Here is a 702-nt window from a genome sequence, read left to right on the forward strand (position 1 = left end):
TTTGTTTTCTTTGACTGAACTGAGGTGGCTATCGTGACTCATGGCTGTTTTTTTGCCGGAAGAAACGCTCACGACTTTGTTATGGCCGTCTGAATCGTTCAAAATCTTTTTATGCACAATTTCGACTGTTTTTTTTCCTTCGGCAATTCTGTCTTCTGCCTCTTTTTCTTTGCGGGCAGCGTCTTGTTTGGCTTTACGCTCTGCAATCGCTTTTTCGACTGCTGCTTTATGCGCTTCTTTTGCATGCTCGACGGCGTTTGCTTTGGCTGTGGCGGCTTCGGCTATTTTTTTTGCTTTAGCCTCTTCGTATTTTTTTTGCTTTTCAGCCAAAATTTTTTCCATCGATTGATTAACCGGTTTGTTTACCGGCTCTTTTGAAACAACCTGTTTGTCCGTTACTTTAGACGCAATGGTATTTTTACCAGAAACGCTACTTGCAGAAGCAACACTGGCCCGTACGACACGCATTTTTGTTACAACGCCGTCTGAAGATGATGAGGTACTGTTCAATCTTGCCGCCTCAGCCACATGAACCGCATCTCTCGTTACAGTATTTTTACCGCTTAATTGCTTGGGTTCAGGAAAAACAGACGGACTTCCCCCAAAATTTTGGGTGTGTATCCATTCTTTTAGAGGAGAAGATGATTCGGAAGTGGTTTCAGGAGTTGAGGAGCCTTGACGGATATGGGTACGGCCAAGAGG

General features: G+C 44.2%; 1 pseudogene. It reads right to left on the reverse strand.

The annotated features are described in order from the left end of the window. Window positions 1-702, reverse strand: a pseudogene (locus ACTHUM_RS16740) (hypothetical protein); the annotation flags it as partial.

The sequence above is a fragment of the Neisseria sp. P0021.S006 genome (assembly GCF_051956895.1).